Origin of the sequence: Rheinheimera sp. (assembly GCF_030824435.1) — a bacterium.
Taxonomy (GTDB): Bacteria; Pseudomonadota; Gammaproteobacteria; order Enterobacterales; family Alteromonadaceae; genus Pararheinheimera.
In genome coordinates this window covers 1-16137 of record NZ_JAVBXS010000021.1, presented here as the reverse complement: position 1 = coordinate 16137, position 16137 = coordinate 1, and the positions used below count along the sequence as shown (strand labels likewise).

The window sequence follows — 16137 nt, the reverse complement described above, 5'->3', positions numbered from 1 at the left end:
GCGCACCGAAGCTGCTACCTTAGCAAACACTTGGCTATAAATTCTAAATTTTAGAACCTAATATCAAATTTAATCCAATTTATTAAATTAAATAACCCATCTATAGTTACACCATCGACAGAACGATGACTGTCGAAACCAAATAACGCAGTCATTTTTAACGAATTTTATAAGGTGGAACCCATGAACAATTCAATGCTGAAAAACTTATTAACAACTGATGCTGGTTATGGTGCATTACTGTTGCGGGTGCCGGTGGGCATTATTTTTGTCGCCCATGGTGCGCAGAAGCTGTTTGGCTGGTTTGGCGGTTATGGCCTGGAAGGTACTGGCGGCTGGATGGAAAGTATTGGTCTGGCGCCTGGTGTACTGATGGCGTTTTTGGCTGGTGCTGCTGAATTTTTTGGTGGTCTGGCATTGATCCTTGGTTTGCTCACCCGCCCTGCAGCTTTTGCACTCAGTATCGCCATGTTGGTGGCCATTTTTAGTGTGCACTTTAGCAATGGCCTTTTTATGAGCAACAACGGTTATGAGTTTGGTTTGGCGCTGCTGGCAGCCAGTGCATCTTTGATGTTCAGCGGTGCAGGCAAAGCGTCTGTCGATGAGTTTTTGGCCAGTAAACTGAAATAACACTGCGGTTTGCAAGGTGGTGACAACCGGTGCTGAGGCACCGGTTTGTTTAGGTCGCTGATGCAGTTGTGGTGACCATGCCTGATATTGACATGTTAGTTGGCGCCCTGGGTGTGCAGAGGTCGCTGTTATCAGCTCGCCCGACCGGGCAGAGGAGTAAAACCATGTTTGAAATTATTCGTGCCAATGAACGGGGTGCTGCCCATTTTGGCTGGTTAAAGAGTAAACATACTTTTTCTTTTGGCAATTATTACAACCCACAACAAATGGGCTTTTCTGCCCTTCGGGTGATTAACGATGACGAAGTGGCGCCTGGGGCTGGTTTTCAAACCCACAGCCATAAAAATATGGAAATTATCAGTTATGTGCTCAGTGGCACCATAGCGCACAAAGACTCGGCGGATAATGAAAAAACCTTGCCGGCCGGTGAGTTTCAGCTGATGAGTGCTGGCCGTGGTATCTCCCATAGTGAATTTAATGCCAGCAACAGCGATAAACTGCAGTTTTTGCAGATTTGGATCCAGCCAAATGTACTTGACGGTGAACCTGGTTATCAGCAAAAAGACTTTGGTGAAGCTGTGGGTTTAACCACAGTGATCACACCGGATGGGCGCGACGGCACTTTGCAAATGAAACAAAATGCCAGCCTGTCACAACTGATTTTATTGCCACAGCAACAGTTCAGTTTGCCTGTGGTGCCGGGCCGGGCTTATTACCTGCATCTGATTGACGGTGAGCTGCAGCTGGCAGACCAGGTTTTGTTGCCTGGTGATGGTATGAAGTTGCTGCAACTAAACCAACTTGTTGTCAAAGCAGGGGCTGATCATGTGCGGGCTTTGTGGTTCGATTTGCCGGCCTGATGTGGCGCTTTGCCAGACTGTGTTGTCTGGCCGCTTTGGCGAAAGAGCAAAAGCACTTTTTATCAGCAAGGCGGTTTTTATGCACTTCTTGGGAAAATCCAGATTGTTGCATTTATATTAAACGCAATACAATCAAATATATAACCAGCAGTAGAGGAAAAGCAGATGACGTTGGAAATGGCTTTGCTGCTGGCTTTTGTGGTGTTGTTATCTGGTATTTCCAAAGCGGCATTTGCCGGTGGTTTGGGTTTGTTGGCCATGCCACTGCTGCTGTTGCTATTTGATGCCAACACCGCCCTTGGGTTGATGTTGCCACTATTGATAGGGCTGGATCTCTTTACTCTGGGCAAATACTGGCGATGCTGGAACCTTGCTGTATTAGGGCAATTATTACCTGCAGCAGTGCTGGGTGTGCTGGTGTCGGCGTTATTGCTGGGGCTGCTTTCAGCCACTCAGTTGCAATGGGTTATAGGCGGTGGTTCTGTGCTTTTTGCGCTGCGGTATTTTAGTGGTTTTCACGGCCAGGCTGCAATTTTGGCAAGCCGGCCTGTTGCTGTGCTGATGGGTTTTGTCAGTGGCGTCAGTTCTACCTTATTACATGCCGGCGGGCCGCCGCTGGCTATTCATTTGCTGGCGCGCAAATTGCCTGCCACTGAATATATCGCCACTTCAGCATTGTTTTTTGCCGTATTAAATCTGGTCAAACTACCGGCTTTTATAGTGCAACAACAGCTGACAATGGAATTATTGTGGTGGGCTTTGCCTTTTATGCCCTTGTGTTATGCCGCTGTACAGTTGGGCTATTGGTTAAAACAACGGCTGCAGGACCGGCATTTTTTGCCGCTGGTGCATCTGTTATTACTGCTGGCTGGCCTGAAGTTATTGTGGCCATCCGGCTAAGCTGCTTTTGTTGCTCCGGGCTTGGGCACTTGCAGTGGTAATAGCCTAAATTTTCAGGAGACTTTTTATGGCACGTTCCACGATAGAACAATGGCGTATGTTTAAAGCTGTGGCCGAGCAGGGTGGTTTTCAGCAGGCTGCCGAGGTGATTTATAAAAGCCAATCCACCATTCACCATGCAGTGCATAAAATGGAAGAGCTGTTGGGTGTCACCTTATTTCAGACCGAAGGCCGCAAAACCCAATTAACGGCTGCCGGCGAACAGCTGCTGCGCCGGGTCAATTATTTGCTGGCCGAAGCCGGCCGTATGGAAAACGTGGCGCTGAATTTAAAAAGTGGTGTTGAGTCCAGTTTACATATAGCAGTGGATGAAGCTTTTCCACGAGATGTGCTTTATCAGGCGCTGGCGGCAGTGTCCAGCGAGTACCCCTTGATTCGTATTGAGCTGATGGAAACCATTTTAACCGGCGCCAATGAGCTACTCAGTCAGGGCAAAGCTGAAATTGCTTTGTCGCCTTTTACTTTGCCCGATAACTTAAGTGAAGATATTTGCCAGGTGGAATTTATTGCAGTGGCGAGTCCTTCGCATCCGCTCAACTTACCTCAGCGTTTGTTAACGCTGGAAGAGTTAAAAAACTGCCGGCAAATAGTGCTGCGTGACTCAGCACAGGAGCAGAAAAAAGACGTGGGCTGGCTTGGCTCTGAACAGCGCTGGACCGTCAGTCATGTTGGCACTTCCATTGAGTTACTGCGCAAAAACCTCGGTTTTGCCTGGTTGCCGCGCACTGCGGTACAACCTTATCTGGATGATGGCTCTTTGTTGCCATTGCAGTTACCCCGCGGCAGCAGCCGCAGCAGCACCTTTTATCTGAATTTTAATGATGCCGACACTCTGGGCCCTGTGGCGCGTTGTTTTATTGGTCATCTGCGGTTTTTAGTGCCTTAAGCTGCTGCAACCAATCGTCAGCGCGTCTGACTTTGCACTGTTATGCAGGCTGTTTTGGGGTGAAAATTGTGCTTTGGTGCCGAATGTTTTATACCCAAGGGGCATATCAACACCTTTTACCTATCACACTGCAGCACAAAAGGCCGGCATATCTGCTGATGACCCTTGTTGTGGTGGTGACAGCACGGAGATAACAGATGGCAGATGTATCACAGGCGGTCGCCACTCAGCTGGCCAATATTGAAAAACGTACCGGTAAAACCCTGGCTGAGCTGGCCACTTTGATCAACCAAAGTGGTTTGGAAAAACACGGCGAGCTGGTGACAATGCTAAAAACCCAGCTTGGTATGGGCCACGGCGACGCCAATACGCTGGTGCATAGCGTACGGCAGTCTGATGGTCAGTCGGCAGCAGCAGCGGCAGATCTCAGCGACGTTGAGGTGCTGGATGGCCTGTATACAGGCGCTAAAGCAGCGCTGCGGCCTTTGCATGATCTGTTGTTGCAACAGCTTGTATTATTTGGTGATTTTGACGCTGCACCGAAAAAAACCTATGTCAGTTACCGGCGCAAAAAACAGTTTGCCATGATAGGACCTGCCACTAACACTCAGCTGGAAATAGGGCTGAATATTAAAGAGTTGCCAGAAAATGCCAGGTTAAAAAAACTGCCGGCAGGCCAAATGTGTAATTTTAAACTGCGGTTAGCCACTGCTGCTGAAATTGACGCTGAACTGTTAGGCTGGTTAAAAGCCGCTTATCTGGCGGCTGGCTAAGTAAATCGAACTCAACATGGTCATCACAACAAACATGGTCATAACAACAAAGGGAGCCTGAGCTCCCTTTGTGATAAGTTAAAACAGCTTTATGCAATAAATGCAGTTACATCCAGCGGTCTTTACGACGGCGGTTTGGCATAAAGACCGGTAAAATTAAACCCAATAATAAACCCGCCGCCAGAATACCACCGCCAATCACCATTTTATTTTGTGCCAGCGGCGGGTTTTGTTCCGCCAGTTGTTTGGTAATAGCTGCTGTGGTTTGTTTGGCCAGCTCAGCTTCTTTTAACGCCTGATCGCGGGCAGCTTCTGCCGCACTCAACGCATTTTGTATCGTGCTGCGTTCTTGCTCAAACTGGGCAACCATCATTTCCTGTTGGCTCAGCTGCTGTTTTAAACTTTCCAGATCAGATTTAGGGCTGGCGCTGTAGGTAATATATTCGCCGCTCAGCCAGCCTTCGGTGCCGGCATCATCCCGGATCTTAATAAAACCATTGGCCGGATTCTGGCCGATATAAGTAACATTTTCACCGGCCCGCACTGTAGAAATAGTACGGTATTCGTTGCCAGGGCCTGAACGTACCGGCGTGCTTAAAGTGTCGATAATAAAAGCCGGTTTTTCGTTATTGGTTTTAGCCGCTTCAGGCTGGGTTAGTGCTGTTGTTGGCTCTGTGGTGTTCACTTCAGTGGTGGTTACAGCGGGGTCGGCAGTGGTGGTGGTTGGGCTTTGTTGTGCCAGACTTAACGGGCTTAACGTCAGGGCTGTGCCCAGCAACATAAAACGAATCATTTCAGACATAAATTTTTCACATCCAGCGTGAGGCGGCAATAATGCCTTGGATCATAGGGAGTTGTTAACCGCTTGACAAGCAAAAACACTTGCTGGCTTAGGGCTTATATCCTATGTTGCCGACATTGGCAGCAGCAGAAAAAACAAAGAGCAGCGTATGAGTATCGAAGTGGAATTAAAGTTATGGCTGACCGAAGCCCTGTCTGAGTCCTTATTGGCCCGTATCCACAGTTGTTGGCAGCAGCTGGCTGTTAAAGTGGAACTGGCTGAACCCACTCAATTGCTGAATGCATATTTTGAAACGCCGGATCAGTGGTTCAGGCGCCATGACAGCGGTTTGCGCAGCCGGCTGAAAAAAGGCCGGTTTGAACAAACCATTAAGCTGGCAGGCCAGCAGCAGGGCGCTGCCCATATCAGGCCTGAATATAATGTGCCTTGTGATGCTGTGTTGCCAAAACTCTCGGCTTTTCCCGCTCATATCTGGCCTGAAGGCACTGACGTGGCCGCGCTGCAGCAACAGTTACAGGAAATGTTCCGCACCGATTTTATCCGCCAAAGTGCGTTATTAACTCTGGCCGACGGTACTGTGCTGGAGGCGGTGCTGGATCAGGGGCAAGTCACAGCGGGTGGCCAGAGCCAGCCGATACTGGAGCTGGAACTGGAGCTGGTCAGCGGTGATGCCGCTTTGTTGTTTCAGCTGGCACGTTCGCTTTGTCAGCAGTTGCCTTTGGCGCTGGGTTTTCAGTCCAAGGCCGAGCGCGGTTATGCTTTGGTGCAACAACAGCCACTCAGCTGGCAAACACCGGTACAGGGGCTGTCGTTGTCACAACAACTGCGGGCACTGTTACAGAATTTATGGTTACAACAACATGCACAACAAATGCCCGGCGAATTTGCCGCATCATTTGCCGCCGAATTACAACAACAATGGTTGTGGTTGCAGCAAAGCCTGCAAAACATGGCAACACAACAACAGCTATTACAACCCTTGCTGGCACAAGCCGCAACCTTAAAAGCCGAACCCGGACAAGCCATGACTTTGTGGTTGCTGGCGTTGTCGGAACTGCTGCTGGACGTTACAGCGCTGGAGCATGCTGCCGGAGGTGAAGCATGACAGAGGCCGCCGTGACTGAGCAGCAGGCAAAGTTAGACGACGAAGTTGTATTGCAATACCAGGCCATTTTGCAACAACTGCAGCAGCTATCACCAGCAGTGACACTTGATGCAACAGCGCAGCAGCAGTTGCGACATTTACTTGGTTGCAGCAGTTTTGCCGGCCGGGTTTTGCTGCAGCAAGCCAATTTGTTACCCGCTTTGTTATTGGCGCAAGAGGCGCCGCCTTTGGTACTGGACGAGCATCTGAGCGAAAGCCAGGCCATGACAATGCTGCGCCATTACCGTAATGCACAATTGTGCCGCATTCTGGCCGATGATGTGCTGCACCGGCAAAAAGTTGAATTGTCATTACAGCGGGTGTCCACTCTTGCCGACAACTTAATTAATGCTGCTTATCGTTTTGCTTATGCCGAAGTGGCGCGCCAATGGGGCCAGCCGCTGGACGACAAGGGGCTGCCTATGCCACTACTGATTTTAGGTATGGGCAAATTGGGAGGCGGCGAGCTGAATTTCTCCTCCGACATCGACCTTATTCTGGTGTATCCGGAGCATGGTGAAACCAGGGGCGGGCGGCGCAGTTGTGATCATGCGCAGTTTTATACCAAAGTTGGGCAAAAGCTGATTGCATTGTTACATCAGGTGACGGCGGACGGTTTTGTCTACCGGGTTGATATGAGGTTGCGGCCTTTTGGTGACAGCGGACCTTTGGTACTCAGTTTTGCCGCTTTTGAAGATTATTATCAGGCGCAGGGCCGCGACTGGGAAAGATACGCCATGCTCAAAGCGCGTATTTTAAATCCGGTAGAGCCTTATGCCAGCGAACTGCAAGCGATGCTCAAACCCTTTGTCTACCGGCGTTATATCGACTATTCGGCCATTGAATCTTTGCGTCGCATGAAACAGCTGATAGAGCAGGAAAACCGTCGCCGTAACCGCACTGACAACATTAAGCTTGGTGCCGGCGGGATCCGTGAAGTGGAATTTATAGTGCAGACCTTGCAGCTGATCCGCGGCGGTCGTATTCCGCAGTTGCAACAACAGTCCATTTTCCGCGCTTTGCAGGCGCTGGCCGATAATGAAATTTTAACTGCGCCACAGGTACAACAGCTTAAAGATGATTATCTGCAGTTGCGCCAGCTGGAGCAGCTGCTGCAGGGCATGGACGATCAACAAACCCAAACATTACCGCTGGATGCCGTGGCGCAGCAACGGCTGGTATTATCTTGTGGTGACAAAGACTGGCAGGCGCTGCAGACGCGCATCAGCGCTACTATGGCGCGGGTGCATCAGCAGTTTAAATTAGTCATAGCCCATGAAGATAAAGCAGAGCCGGAAGATTTATTGGCCGGTCGTATGTTGTGGGAAAGTGAACTGCCCACCCCTGAGCTGGCCGCCGAAGTGGACTGGCTGCCTGTTGCAGAAGCCAGCAGCCTGATTGAAGCTTTGCAGCAATTTAAGCTTGATTGTCAAAAAAGCAAAGTTGGGCCACGTGGCCGCGACTTGCTGGCCAAACTTATGCCGATGTTATTAAGTGGTCTGGCGGCGGAAAAAGCCGGTAATGCGGTGTTAAACCGGGTGCTGGCAGTGTTCCGGCAAATTGTCAGCCGCACCGCTTATCTGGAACTGTTATACGAAAACCCGCCGGCGTTACAACAGTTAGTAAAATTGTGTGCCCGCAGTGGCTGGTTGTCGGCCCATCTGGCGCGTTATCCGATGTTGCTCGATGAGTTAATCGACCCTGAGCAGCTCTATCAGGTGGCGACAGTGGCAGATTACCACGACCGGCTGCGCTTGCAGCTGCTGCGGGTGCCGGAAGACGATCTGGAGCTGTTAATGGAAACGTTGCGCCAGTATAAACAGGCGCAACAACTGCGTATTGCCGCCGCCGACATCAGCGGTATGTTGCCGCTGATGAAAGTCAGCGACCATTTAACCTGGCTGGCTGAAGCCGTGATGGACAAAGTGGTGGAGCTGGCCTGGCAACAAATGGTGGAAAAATACGGTTATCCGGCCGGTCTTGCCGCTGGCAGCGATAAACAATTTGCCGTTATTGCTTATGGCAAACTGGGTGGGCTGGAGCTGGGTTATGGTTCAGATTTAGATTTGGTGTTTTTACATCAGTGTGATGCCAATACCGAAACTACAGGTGACAAAGCCATTGATTCGCGGCAGTTTTATTTAAAACTGGTGCAACGTATTTTGCATTTGTGCACCACCCGCACCGCCAGTGGCGTGTTGTACGATGTCGATACCAGGCTGCGACCCTCCGGTAATGCCGGTTTGTTAACTGTGCATATTGAAACCTACCGCGATTATTTGTTGCAGGACGCCTGGACCTGGGAACATCAGGCGCTGGTGCGAACCAGGCTGATTTATGGTGATGCCACTATCTCGGCACGTTTTGCCCAAATTCGTGCGGAAATTCTGAGCAAAAAGCGGGATTTAACCAAATTAAAACACGACGTACTTTCAATGCGGCAAAAACTCAGAGAGCACCATGGACTGGACAATACTGAAGTAAAACACACTGCAGGTGGTGTGGTGGATCTGGAATTTATCAGTCAGTATCTGGTACTTGCTTATGCGGCAACCTTTCCGCCGCTTTATCAATACAGTGACAATATCCGTATTCTGGATGCAGCAGCGGCTTGTGGCATTATGAAATTACCGGATGCCAGTGCTCTGCAACAGGCTTATCAGGATTTAAGAGGGGTCAGCCACAGGTTGACGCTGGAGCCGGCCGATATCAGTGATTTACCTGATCTCAGCCAGGCACTCAGCCTGGTACAGTTGAGTTGGCAGCAGGTGTTTGCAGCTGAATAGCAGATTCGTTCAGCGCACGGCAGTTTTGTTGTAAAAAGTCATTGGTTTTGTCTGTGATCACTGCTGCGCGCTCTTTTGGACACATATAAAGCAACACTGGTTTTTCAAAATCCGGCGCTATGGCAGAGGCAATTTCCTGGAGGGTTTTCAGATAATTGCCTTCGCTTTGGAAATATTGTTTCACCACATAATCACGTGGCAAGGTCCAGATAAGTTCAATCTCTTCTGCGCTGGCATAGGTCATTAAATCTTCCCGGATTTTATTACCTGGTTTAAAACGGCGTTGCACCGATTTGCCGGTCCAGCCATCTTCAAGCGGTGGTACCGTATTGGTGCGTGCTGCCAGAGTTTCATCTAAAGAGTCGCTGGTGTCGGTCAGGCTGATGATAAATTCTTTGGATAAGTCTTTGGTGGCGTCCAGCGAATAACGGATTTGTTCGTAAAAGCTGGTGAACTCCTGTGCGGCCGCCACTTTAATATTTTCGGTACTGTGGGTGGTATTTTTAAAAAGGTCTGGTTTGCTCAGCAGGAAAATTGCCAGTGCGATCAGGATAATAGCCGCAGATAAGTGTTTGATCCAAAACCACATAAGACTATTCTCCTGTTTTGATGGCTGCTGTCATACTAGTCAAAGCCATGGGTACTGCCAACTTATTTTCAGCATCAGCAAAGCCTACATCGGGTTCAACCTTGCTACAGCTGCCACGGCCCTTAGTGGTAAAAACCCGGGTCATTGGCGTTGGGTCTGGTTTTAAAACGCCGGTGTAACCACATATATTGTTCCGGATGTCTTAATACCGCTTGTTCAACCCACTGATTCACCCGGCGTACATCGGCAACATCATCCCCCGAAGGGAAGTTTTCCAAAGCCGGCAAAGCTTCCACCAGATAACCACCACAGTTGGGCAGGCTGCTGGTGTAAATAGGCACCACACTACAATTGGCGGCATTGGCAAATAACAAAGTGCCTGTAGTGCTGGCGGTTTCTGCCACGGCAAAAAAGGGCACAAACACAGCGCGGTTAGGGCCATAGTCCTGATCCGGCAGATAAAAACACACTTCACCTTCATTCAGGGCCTGAATAAGACCTTTAACATCTCTTTTGCCAATCATGTATTTATTACTGCGGCTGCGGCCGCGGTACATAAAATATTCCATCACCGGATTATTGTGTGGCCGGTAAAAACCAACACTGGGATGGGTTAAACCAAAGGTGCGGCCTGCAGTTTCCAGATGCAACATATGAGTTGCCAGCAGCAAGACCCCTTTGCCTTTGGCAAGTTCGGCCTGAATATGTTCATATCCTTTAAAATGCGCCAGCTTTTGATAACGCCAATCAGGCCACCACCAGGCAATCATGGTTTCAATGGCAGCGCAGCCACTTTGTTCAAAATTGGCCAGCAGCAGTTGTTGGTGCTCTGCGTCAGTTTTTTCCGGGAAACATAATTCCAGATTACGTAAGGCCACTTTGCGGCGTGATTTTAACAATTTCAGCATCAACCGGCCCAGACCACGGCCCATCACCATTAATACAGGATAAGGTAACCAGCTCAGCACATAAGCTAAAGCCAGACCAAACCACAATAACCAAAAACGTGGATGCAGCATTGACCACTGAAAGGGTGGAGTTTTAATCACAACAGGTCCTCGACAGAAAAAACCGGGGCATTGTAACGGAAATCAGCAGACAAAACAGGAGGCAGACAGGTCCAGCCTGTTGGCCGGACCTGTAGTAGGGTAGATTAAGCGCTGAGCGCTCTGTTGATCAGGTCTAAATCCGCTTCGGTCAGAGTACCGGCAGCCTGCTTTAACGATAACACGGCCAGGATATAGTCGTAACGGGCTTTGGTCAGGTTACGGCGGGCATCAAACAGGTTGCGGGTGCTGATCAGCACGTCAACGATAGTCCGGGTGCCTACTTCAAAACCTGCTTCGGTGGCTTTTAACGCACTTTCAGCAGAAACCACAGCTTGTTCCAGCGCTTTAATACCGGCAATAGCAGCACCCACGTTGTTGTAGTTCACGCGAATTTGGCGCAGTACTGAACGATGGCCCAGTTCTAAATCTTCGCTGGTTGCTACATAGTTGGCACGTTGTACATCAGTATTGGCAACTACAGCACCACCTGAATAAATCGGCACTGCCAGATTGACACTCAGAGAGTTGCTGTCGGTTTGTGGCGTGCGGTTTGAATCGCTCAGACCAGCTTTTGCCGTCAGACCTACCGTTGGGTAATGGCCAGTTTCGGCTAAATCAATATTGTTTTGTGCAATTTCAACCGCCAGTTTGCGGGCTTTTAAATCCAGATTGTTTTCTTCAGCAATAGCCACCCAATCCACCGCATTGGCCGGTTGTGGTGCTACTGGTTTGAATGCGGCTGTGTTCAGTGGCGACAATTCTGAGTGATATTCACCGGTGATTTCCTGCAGCGCTTCTTTGGCGTTTTCCAAAGCATTGGTGGCAGAAATCTCACGGGCTACCACGCTGTCATATTGCGCTTGTGCTTCATGCACGTCGGTAATGGCGGTTAAACCTACGGCAAAACGTTGTTTGGTTTGTTCCAATTGACGTTCAACTGCACGTTTTTCGGCAACCACAAAAGTTAAATCGTCGTTGGCGCTTAACACATTAAAATAAGCTTGTGACACCCGTACAATCAGCGCTTGCAAAGCAGCGTTGTAATAAGTCTGGCCTTGCAATGCTTGTTTTTCTGAGTTGGATAAACGTTCCCAGTCTGCCCAGTCAAAAATGCTTTGGGTCAGTGTCAGTTCTGCCCCCGTATTGGTGCTGCTGCTGCGCACCACAGTATTTTGATTGATGGCTTGTTCGCCTGAGCTGCGAGTCACACCTGCACCCAGGCTGATGTTCGGTAAAAACTGCGCTTTGCTGACATCTATACCAGCAGCAGCTGCATCACGTTGGGCGGCAGTTTTTAATACCAGAGGGTCTTTTTTTAATGCCAGTTGATAGACATTTTGCAGATTTTCAGCGCTGACTTGCAGGCTCAGCAGACCAATTGCGGCACAAATCAGTGAATTTAATAAGGTTTTCTTCATAACCCAATCCTATGGAAAACTAAAAGTGAACGAATAATATCGTGTTAGCGTACACTAAGTCACAATTAATGCGTAAAAGTTATACGCCTAAATGTAACAGAATGTGAGAGCGAATATGTCTGAAATCAAGGAGATCCATTATCCCGGATTTGGTCAGGATGATTTGCAGATTATCGACCAGCACACGGTTTTTCAGGGTTTTTTCCGGATTAATAAGTACCAAATCAAACATAAACTTTTTGCCGGTGGCTGGAGTGAAACCTTTAGCCGCGAGATGTTTGAACGTGGTCATGCCGTGGTGGTACTGCCTTATTGTGTAAAAACTGACAGGGTGGTGTTGGTAGAGCAGTTCCGGCTGGGGGCTGCAGCTACCAGCACCAGCCCGTGGTTGCTGGAAGCTGTGGCCGGTATGATTGGCGAAGGTGAAGCTTATGAAGATGTGGCGCGCCGTGAAGCCTTGGAAGAAGCAGGTCTAACCTTAGGCCTGTTATGGCCGATGCTCAGTTATTTAAGCAGCCCTGGCGGCACTACTGAGCGTATTCATTTATACCTCGGCGAGTTAACCGGTGAAATACCAAGTGGTGTTTTTGGTTTACCGGAGGAACATGAAGATATCAAAGTGCATGTATTCAGCCGAAAAGACGCCATGCGGCTGCTTCAGAGTGGAAAAATTGATAATGCCGCCACTGTGATTGCACTACAATGGTTGGAATTACATCACGCGAAAGTGAGTGCCGCCCGGGAGTAGTTTACGCAGATGCCGTTGCTTGCGAAAAAATCCGTTTATAAACCTTATGTTCCTGATTTTCTTACTTTATGTGAGCGGAATTATGCACAGCTGCGATTTTTATTACCAGGTGGTCATGCCGCAGCCAAAGCGAGTATCGGTGACTTTCAGGTGATTCAGATCAGTGAACATGAGGGTTACCGCATTCGTCTGCTGGAGCTATGTAAATTTACCACCACCATCCGGATTGAACATTTAAGCCAAACAGTTTTTGGCTGGTTAAGACCGCAGTTTGAAGTGCGGTTATACCATGACGCCCGTCTCGCCGAAGTTGTGGCTTGCCAGCAAATCCGCCGTTTTAAAGCAGTTTATGATTACCCCAATACCGATATGATGTTACCTGACGAAAAACTGCAGATTAACCTATTGCTGCGTGACTGGTTAACCTTATGCCAGCGCCAGGGTTATCACAAAGCCGAGACGCTGAGCTGATGTCATTGTTGTATCAGTTTCCCCCGCAGACAGCTTACCGCTTGTTACAACTTTCGGACTGTCACTTGCTGGCAACGCCTGATGCGGAATATCAACAGATCCAGCCTTATCAACATTTAAAAACTTTATTACAGACTTATCCGGCCAGCGCTTTTGATGCGGTGATTTTAACTGGCGACCTGACCCAGGATCACAGCCTTGCTTCTTATCAGCTGTTGGCAGATTTGCTTTTTAACTGGCAACAACAGCAGCCAACACCGGTATTTTATCTGCCAGGCAACCATGACTGCCCGGCCATGATGGCAGAAGCTTTTGCCAGAACACCTTTTTATGCGGCCCAGTGGTTGTCACTCAGTGGCTGGTTGCTGGGGTTACTCAATAGCAAAGGGCCAACACCGGCAGGTGAATTTGATTTAACGCGCCGTGACGCTTTGGCTTTGCAGTTGAAGCATGCCAGCACGCCGGTCTGGTTGTTTTGCCACCACCAGCCAGCGCCCATTGGCAGTTTTATTGATACGCTGGGCCTGCAACAGCCGGAATTGTTCTGGCAGCTGCTGGCGCAATATCCGCAAGTCAAAGGGCTGGCGCATGGTCATTGTCATTTTGCTTATCAGCGGGCCTTTCCTTTGCCCGGTGCTTTGGGCAGGCAGCTACAGATTGTCGGTTGTCCGGCAACTTCGGTACAATTTAAACAAACAGCAGACTGGCAAACCGAAGATTTGGGGCCACAAGCTTGTGTCTGGACTTTTACCGCCGGTGATACTCCGGCAGTTTCCTGGGAGTTTATCGGGTTGTGAGCAGTAAGTTAGTAGTTTATTTACATGGTTTTGCCAGTTCATCCCAGTCGGAAAAAGCGCTGATTACCGCTGATTATTTCGCCCGCGAGTTGCCGCAGCACAGGTTATTAGTGCCGGACTTGCCTTATACGCCCGACGATGCCATGGCTTGTTTGCAGGAGTTGCTGCAAGGCCAGCGGCCGGATGCGTTGATTGGCAGCTCTTTGGGTGGTTTTTTGGCAACAGTGCTGGCAGAGCAATATCAAATTCCCGCCGCTTTAATTAACCCGGCAGTGCGGCCGCATTTATTACTCGCCAGGCATCTGGGGCGTTATTACCACCCGGTGCGGCAACAACATTACGATGTCACTCAAGATCATCTGCCGTTATTGGCGCAGTTAGCGCCTGCCAGACCAAAAAATCCGGCGCTTTATCAGGTGTTATTACAAACCGGTGACGAAGTGCTGAATTACCTGGATGCGGTGGATTTTTATCAACATTGTCAATTAGATGTACAAGAAGGCGGCGATCACAGCTATCAGGGTTATGCCAACAGGCTGCCGGATATTGTCAAATTCTGCCAATTAGCGTAAAACACTGGTGATCAATACAGTGACTTTGTCCCAGCCGGTTTTTTAACCGGCTGGCATGCCCACAGCAGCCAGAGAGCATCATGACTGAACAACTTTATAATGCCGATTCGATTGAGGTACTGACAGGTCTTGAACCTGTACAGCGCCGCCCCGGGATGTATACCGACACCACACGTCCAAATCATATGGGTCAGGAAGTCATCGATAACAGCGTGGATGAAGCTTTGGCCGGGCATGCGGATCAAATTCAGGTGATTTTGCACCCGGATCAATCGCTGGAAGTCATCGACAATGGCCGGGGTATGCCGGTGGATATTCACCCGGAAGAAGGCGTTAGTGGTGTAGAGCTGATTTTATGTCGTTTGCATGCCGGTGGTAAATTTTCCAATAAAAACTACCAGTTCTCCGGTGGTTTACATGGCGTGGGTATTTCGGTGGTCAACGCTTTGTCCACCCGGGTGGAAGTGGCAGTACGCCGTGACGGCAATGTTTATGAAATGGCTTTTGAAAACGGTTTTAAGGTATCTGAACTGGCGATAACCGGCACTGTTGGCAAACGTAATACCGGTACCCGCGTGCGCTTTTGGCCAGATGCTAAATATTTTGATTCCAATAAATTTTCGGTCAGCCGTTTATTGCATGTACTCAAAGCCAAAGCTGTGTTGTGCCCGGGCCTGACCGTAAAATTTGAAGATAAAGTCAACGAGCAAAGTTACAGCTGGTGTTATATCGCCGGTATTCGTGATTATTTAATTGATGCTGTCAAAGACATGATAGCGCTACCGGAAACCCCTTTTACCGGCGCTTTTGCCGCCAGTCATGAAGCGGTGGAATGGGCTGTGCTCTGGTTACCGGAAGGCGGCGAGCTGGTCACCGAAAGTTACGTCAACCTGATTCCAACAGCCCAGGGCGGTACCCATGCCAATGGTTTACGCCAGGGATTGCTGGAAGCTTTACGTGATTTTTGTGAGTTCCGTAATTTATTACCACGCGGCATTAAGCTCACGCCGGAAGATGTGTGGGACCGCTGTAGTTATATTTTGTCATTAAAAATGCAGGAGCCGCAGTTTGCCGGTCAGACTAAAGAGCGTTTATCCAGCCGTCAGGCCGCTTCTTTTGTCACTGGCGTTGTGAAAGACAGTTTTAGTTTATGGCTAAATGAACACACTGAAATTGCTGAAGCTTTGGCTGATTTTTGTATTAACAACGCGCAAAAACGCTTAAAAGCCGCGAAAAAAATTGTGCGCAAAAAAGTGACGGCAGGCCCGGCTTTACCGGGCAAACTGGCCGACTGTAGCGCGCAGGACGTCAGCCGTACCGAATTGTTTTTAGTGGAAGGTGACTCAGCAGGTGGTTCGGCTAAACAGGCGCGTGACCGTGAGTTTCAGGCGGTGATGCCGCTGCGCGGTAAAATCCTTAATACCTGGGAAGTGGATTCAGAACAAATTCTGGCGTCGCAGGAAGTGCATGATATTTCAGTGGCAATTGGTATGGATCCAAATTCAGCCGATTTGTCGCAGCTGCGTTATGGCAAAATTTGTATTCTGGCCGACGCCGACTCTGATGGTCTGCACATCGCCACTTTGTTATGTGCACTTTTTATGCAGCATTTCCGCACTCTGGTGGAACAGGGCCATGTGTTTGTTGCTATG

General features: G+C 49.3%; 16 protein-coding genes. 12 read left to right on the top strand and 4 right to left on the bottom strand.

Annotation, left to right across the window (positions count from 1 at the left end; all coding sequences use genetic code 11):
- The first annotated feature begins 183 nt into the window (after positions 1-183).
- The 5 genes from RCH83_RS04850 to RCH83_RS04830 all read left to right on the top strand — a co-directional run bounded on the left by RCH83_RS04850 (position 184) and on the right by RCH83_RS04830 (position 4109).
- On the top strand, positions 184-630 hold the full coding sequence (locus tag RCH83_RS04850; RefSeq protein WP_306519600.1) for a DoxX family protein: 447 nt from the start codon (positions 184-186) through the stop codon (positions 628-630).
- 164 nt (positions 631-794) lie between these two features.
- Positions 795-1490: a pirin family protein gene (locus RCH83_RS04845; protein WP_306519598.1), complete on the top strand. Its 696-nt coding sequence runs from the start codon at positions 795-797 to the stop codon at positions 1488-1490.
- Positions 1491-1655: 165 nt separating this feature from the next.
- Positions 1656-2390: a sulfite exporter TauE/SafE family protein gene (locus RCH83_RS04840; RefSeq protein WP_306519596.1), complete on the top strand. Its 735-nt coding sequence runs from the start codon at positions 1656-1658 to the stop codon at positions 2388-2390.
- Between the two features lie 67 nt (positions 2391-2457).
- Positions 2458-3336 (top strand): LysR family transcriptional regulator, encoded by an 879-nt coding sequence (locus RCH83_RS04835; RefSeq protein ID WP_306519594.1) that lies wholly within the window; start codon positions 2458-2460, stop codon positions 3334-3336.
- Between the two features lie 197 nt (positions 3337-3533).
- The gene (locus RCH83_RS04830; protein WP_306519592.1) at positions 3534-4109 is read left to right on the top strand and encodes a DUF4287 domain-containing protein; all 576 of its coding nucleotides are present in this window, start codon (positions 3534-3536) and stop codon (positions 4107-4109) included.
- Between the two features lie 106 nt (positions 4110-4215).
- On the opposite strand, the gene RCH83_RS04825 is transcribed toward RCH83_RS04830, so the two are convergent.
- Positions 4216-4911, bottom strand: a complete 696-nt coding sequence (locus tag RCH83_RS04825; protein WP_306519590.1) for a TIGR04211 family SH3 domain-containing protein — start codon at positions 4909-4911, stop codon at positions 4216-4218.
- A gap of 148 nt (positions 4912-5059) precedes the next feature.
- Between RCH83_RS04825 and RCH83_RS04820 the strand changes: the two genes are divergently transcribed.
- Positions 5060-6016, top strand: coding sequence for an inorganic triphosphatase (locus RCH83_RS04820; protein ID WP_306519588.1), 957 nt, complete (start codon positions 5060-5062; stop codon positions 6014-6016).
- Positions 6013-8841, top strand: a complete 2829-nt coding sequence (gene glnE, locus RCH83_RS04815) for a bifunctional [glutamate--ammonia ligase]-adenylyl-L-tyrosine phosphorylase/[glutamate--ammonia-ligase] adenylyltransferase (RefSeq protein WP_306519586.1) — start codon at positions 6013-6015, stop codon at positions 8839-8841. Before RCH83_RS04820 ends, glnE begins: the two co-directional genes overlap by 4 nt.
- Here glnE and RCH83_RS04810 read toward each other — a convergent pair.
- From RCH83_RS04810 to tolC, 3 genes are all read right to left on the bottom strand, one after another.
- A complete protein-coding gene (locus tag RCH83_RS04810; protein ID WP_306519584.1) occupies positions 8795-9430 on the bottom strand; it encodes a TcpQ domain-containing protein in 636 nt (211 codons plus the stop codon). The genes glnE and RCH83_RS04810 overlap by 47 nt on opposite strands.
- 122 nt (positions 9431-9552) lie before the next feature.
- On the bottom strand, positions 9553-10479 hold the full coding sequence (gene lpxL, locus RCH83_RS04805) for an LpxL/LpxP family Kdo(2)-lipid IV(A) lauroyl/palmitoleoyl acyltransferase (RefSeq protein ID WP_306519581.1): 927 nt from the start codon (positions 10477-10479) through the stop codon (positions 9553-9555).
- Between the two features lie 104 nt (positions 10480-10583).
- Positions 10584-11897, bottom strand: coding sequence for an outer membrane channel protein TolC (gene tolC / locus RCH83_RS04800; protein ID WP_306519579.1), 1314 nt, complete (start codon positions 11895-11897; stop codon positions 10584-10586).
- A gap of 115 nt (positions 11898-12012) precedes the next feature.
- On the opposite strand from tolC, the gene nudF reads away from it, so the two are divergent.
- The 5 genes from nudF to parE all read left to right on the top strand — a co-directional run.
- Positions 12013-12645 carry an ADP-ribose diphosphatase gene (gene nudF / locus RCH83_RS04795; protein WP_306519577.1) on the top strand — a complete coding sequence of 211 codons (633 nt, stop codon included), beginning with the start codon at positions 12013-12015 and terminating at the stop codon, positions 12643-12645.
- A 9-nt stretch (positions 12646-12654) separates the two neighbouring features.
- Positions 12655-13116, top strand: a complete 462-nt coding sequence (locus tag RCH83_RS04790; RefSeq protein WP_306519575.1) for a DUF1249 domain-containing protein — start codon at positions 12655-12657, stop codon at positions 13114-13116.
- Positions 13074-13913 carry a metallophosphoesterase gene (locus tag RCH83_RS04785; RefSeq protein ID WP_306519573.1) on the top strand — a complete coding sequence of 280 codons (840 nt, stop codon included), beginning with the start codon at positions 13074-13076 and terminating at the stop codon, positions 13911-13913. Before RCH83_RS04790 ends, RCH83_RS04785 begins: the two co-directional genes overlap by 43 nt.
- On the top strand, positions 13910-14485 hold the full coding sequence (locus RCH83_RS04780; protein ID WP_306519571.1) for a YqiA/YcfP family alpha/beta fold hydrolase: 576 nt from the start codon (positions 13910-13912) through the stop codon (positions 14483-14485). Before RCH83_RS04785 ends, RCH83_RS04780 begins: the two co-directional genes overlap by 4 nt.
- An 80-nt stretch (positions 14486-14565) precedes the next feature.
- The coding region (parE, locus tag RCH83_RS04775; RefSeq protein ID WP_306519569.1) for a DNA topoisomerase IV subunit B at positions 14566-16137 on the top strand (1572 nt) is incomplete at its 3' end.

Excerpts from the sequence above, each read along its gene's own strand:
- RCH83_RS04850 (WP_306519600.1), top strand. The coding sequence starts at position 184 with ATGAACAATTCAATGCTGAAAAACTTATTAACAACTGATGCTGGTTAT.
- RCH83_RS04845 (WP_306519598.1), top strand. The coding sequence starts at position 795 with ATGTTTGAAATTATTCGTGCCAATGAACGGGGTGCTGCCCATTTTGGC.
- RCH83_RS04840 (WP_306519596.1), top strand. The coding sequence starts at position 1,656 with ATGACGTTGGAAATGGCTTTGCTGCTGGCTTTTGTGGTGTTGTTATCT.
- RCH83_RS04835 (WP_306519594.1), top strand. The coding sequence starts at position 2,458 with ATGGCACGTTCCACGATAGAACAATGGCGTATGTTTAAAGCTGTGGCC.
- RCH83_RS04830 (WP_306519592.1), top strand. The coding sequence starts at position 3,534 with ATGGCAGATGTATCACAGGCGGTCGCCACTCAGCTGGCCAATATTGAA.
- RCH83_RS04825 (WP_306519590.1), bottom strand. The coding sequence starts at position 4,911 with ATGTCTGAAATGATTCGTTTTATGTTGCTGGGCACAGCCCTGACGTTA.
- RCH83_RS04820 (WP_306519588.1), top strand. The coding sequence starts at position 5,060 with ATGAGTATCGAAGTGGAATTAAAGTTATGGCTGACCGAAGCCCTGTCT.
- glnE (WP_306519586.1), top strand. The coding sequence starts at position 6,013 with ATGACAGAGGCCGCCGTGACTGAGCAGCAGGCAAAGTTAGACGACGAA.
- RCH83_RS04810 (WP_306519584.1), bottom strand. The coding sequence starts at position 9,430 with ATGTGGTTTTGGATCAAACACTTATCTGCGGCTATTATCCTGATCGCA.
- tolC (WP_306519579.1), bottom strand. The coding sequence starts at position 11,897 with ATGAAGAAAACCTTATTAAATTCACTGATTTGTGCCGCAATTGGTCTG.
- nudF (WP_306519577.1), top strand. The coding sequence starts at position 12,013 with ATGTCTGAAATCAAGGAGATCCATTATCCCGGATTTGGTCAGGATGAT.
- RCH83_RS04790 (WP_306519575.1), top strand. The coding sequence starts at position 12,655 with ATGCCGTTGCTTGCGAAAAAATCCGTTTATAAACCTTATGTTCCTGAT.
- RCH83_RS04785 (WP_306519573.1), top strand. The coding sequence starts at position 13,074 with ATGCCAGCGCCAGGGTTATCACAAAGCCGAGACGCTGAGCTGATGTCA.